This window comes from Rhizobacter sp. P1_G5, assembly GCF_056405435.1.
In genome coordinates this window covers 1-2761 of the sequence record NZ_JBFUCB010000733.1, presented here as the reverse complement: position 1 = coordinate 2761, position 2761 = coordinate 1, and the positions used below count along the sequence as shown (strand labels likewise).

Genomic DNA, 2761 nt, shown 5'->3' with positions numbered 1-2761 from the left:
CATCGGGATAGTCGCCGCGCGCGACCATGTTGCGCACCATCTCGGGCCAGGTCATCGCATCGGCCGGGGCGGCGTGGCCGATCGATCGCCGCCACGCCGCGTTCGACTGCACGACGCGGCCGTCCGGCGCGCTGATCATCACGCCGGCGTTCATGCTCTCGAGCGCATCGCTCAGCAGCTGCTCGGCGCGGCGTGCGGCGCTCTGCGCCTGCAGCCGCGCGTTGATGATGGTGGCCGAGCCGCGGTAGCCGCGGAAGCGGCCGCTGCTGCTGAACACCGGCACGCCGCTGATCGACAGCGTCAGCGCGCCGGCGGGGGAGGGGCGGTCGGCGATCAGTTCGGTGAAGGGCTCGCGGCGGGCCAATGCCGCTTCGTAGCGCGACCACGAGGCCGCGTGCTCGCCACCATGCGGCTGGACCAGCTCGGGGAAGCGGCGGCCCAGGTCGTGCTGCGGCGGCAGGCCGATGCGGTGCTCGAAGTTCTCGGACAGCCAGCTGATCTGCCCGAGGTCATCGGTTTCCCACAGCCAGTTGTTGCCCGACAGGCTGGCGGCGCGCACCCGGGCCTCCTGCAGCCGCCAGCGCTGCTCGCGCAGGCGGGCGTCGAGCAGCGCGCTGGCCAGCAGCGCCAGCTCGTGCAGCGACTGCCATTGCGCAGCGTCCAGGCGCGCCGGTTCGGTGTGGATCGCGCAGACCGTGCCGATGCGGCGCTCGTCGACCACCAGCGGCACCGAGGCATAGGCGCGGATGCCGGGCAGGCCGGTGACCAGCGGGTTGTCGTCGAAGCGCCGGTCGCCGAGCGCATCGGCCACCTCGAAGGCCGCGGGCTGCAGGATCGCGTGGCCGCAGAACGATTGATCGCGCGGTGTCTGGCACACGCCGAGGCCGACGGCGGCCGGGAACCATTGGCGGTCGGCATCGACCAGGCTGATGGCCGAGATCGGCCAGCCGGTGCGGGCGGCGACCTGGCGCGCCAGCGCGAGGAACGCCGGGTCGACGCTGGTGTCGAGCACCCGGAGCTCGCGCAGCACGCGCAGGCGCTCGGGCTCGTCGGCGGGCAGGGGGGCCGGGGTCATGAAGCGCGGAAGGCGTGATTCATCGGTGTCTTCTGCTCCGAGGCCAAGCGACTGTAGCGGACAATCCGCCGGCCCGGCACCCTCTTGCCGCGCTGGATTCCACAGCTGCCATGCCTGCTTTCCCTGACAGTCCGCCGCTTGCCTTGACGCTGGATCTCGACGACACGCTGTGGCCGGTCTGGCCGGCGATCGAGCGGGCCGAGCACCAGCTGCATGGCTGGCTGCATGAACACGCGCCGGCCACGGCGCAGCGTTTCGATCCGCCGGCGTTGCGTGCGCTGCGCAACGCGGTGGAGGCCGAGCACCCGCACTGGAAGCACGACCTGAGTTCCATCCGCCGCGAGAGCATCGCCCGCGCGCTGGCGATGACGGGCCACGACCCGCAGCTGGCCGGCCCGGCGTTCGACGTGTTCTTCGCGGCGCGCCAGCGGGTGGAATTCTTCGACGACGCATTGCCGGGCCTCGCGCGGCTGGCGGCGCGTTTCCCGCTGTTCGCTGTGACCAACGGCAATGCCGACCTGGCGACGGTCGGCGTGGCGCAGCATTTCCAGGGCAGCCTGAGCTCGCAGAAGCTCGGCATCGGCAAGCCCGATGCGCGGATCTTCCACCTGGCCTGCGAGCGCCTGGGCGTGGCGCCGGCGCAGGTGCTGCATGTCGGCGACGATCTGCTGCTCGACGTGCACGGCGCACGCGATGCCGGGCTTCAGGCCGTGTGGTTGCATCGGCCCGGGCATGCGGCAGGGGCGTTGCCGGCTGGCTGCGGGCAGGCCGCCACACTGATCGAACTGGCAGAGATGTTGGGGTGTTGACCCAGCGAACACCGCGGAACCGGCTTTGCCGGGCYGCTGGTGTTGCCCCCTCGAGGGGGAGGCGCGCAGCGCCTCGGGGGTGGGGCAACCTTCTTCAGCGATTGAACTCGAATGGCGCCTGGGGCTGGGTGTCGGAGAACTTCATCACTTCGAAGCGCACGCACGGCGAGGTCGGATCGGCCGGTGAGGCCCCCAGCCCGATCGCACCGCTGCCGTGCAGCGTGCAGGTGCCGCGGCGCAGCTGCACGATCTCGGAGTCGCTGGAGAAGCGCACGTAGGTGCCGTTGTAGCTGAGGTCGGTCAGCTGGAAGGCGCCGCCGTGCCAGTCGATGCGCGCATGCGAGCGCGAGACCCGCGAATCGTCGATGCAGTAGGTGGCCTGCGGGCTGCGGCCCAGCACCACCGGCAGGCTCGGGCCGGCATAGACGCGGTTCAGGTCGAGCCACGCGAGGCGGATGCCTTCGGGCTCGGTGGTGACGGGCAGCAGGTCGCCGTAGGCCGTGGCCGCGGTGTCGCCGAAGCGCCGGCCTTCGAGCAGGTAGACATGCACCGGCTCGACGCGGCCGCGCAGCTGCACCCGGTCGAGGCTGCGAAAGCGCGCGCTGCTCTCGGCATCCTGCGCCGAGAACACGGTGGCGGTGGTCAGCGTCTCGTTGTCGCCGGCATGGTCGAGCAGCCGGGCCGCGACGTTGACCGCATCGCCGAAGCAATCGCCCGACATCGCGACCACCTCGCCGTGCGCCAGCCCGACCTGCAGCTTCAGCACCGGCGTGCGCGACGCCACGACCGGCGCGCCGGCGACCGGGTTCGCCGGCGGGACGATGCGGTCCAGCGATTCATGCATGCCGTCGGCGGCAGACACCGCCTCGATCGGGTT

The 2761-nt window shown here is 71.6% G+C and carries 3 protein-coding genes; 1 reads left to right on the top strand and 2 read right to left on the bottom strand.

Annotated features, from left to right (window positions below):
* Positions 1–1075: GAF domain-containing protein (locus AC1D12_RS30210; RefSeq protein ID WP_477844934.1), on the bottom strand; the 1075-nt coding region annotated here is incomplete at its 3' end.
* A 110-nt stretch (positions 1076–1185) separates the two neighbouring features.
* Here AC1D12_RS30210 and AC1D12_RS30205 point away from each other — a divergent pair.
* Positions 1186–1884 (top strand): HAD family hydrolase, encoded by a 699-nt coding sequence (locus AC1D12_RS30205; protein ID WP_477829476.1) that lies wholly within the window; start codon positions 1186–1188, stop codon positions 1882–1884.
* A gap of 94 nt (positions 1885–1978) precedes the next feature.
* Here the strand turns inward: AC1D12_RS30205 and AC1D12_RS30200 are convergent.
* Positions 1979–2761: FHA domain-containing protein (locus AC1D12_RS30200; protein WP_477844933.1), on the bottom strand; the 783-nt coding region annotated here is incomplete at its 5' end.

Coding starts and splice junctions, on each gene's coding strand:
- AC1D12_RS30205 (WP_477829476.1), top strand. CDS start 1,186: ATGCCTGCTTTCCCTGACAGTCCGCCGCTTGCCTTGACGCTGGATCTC.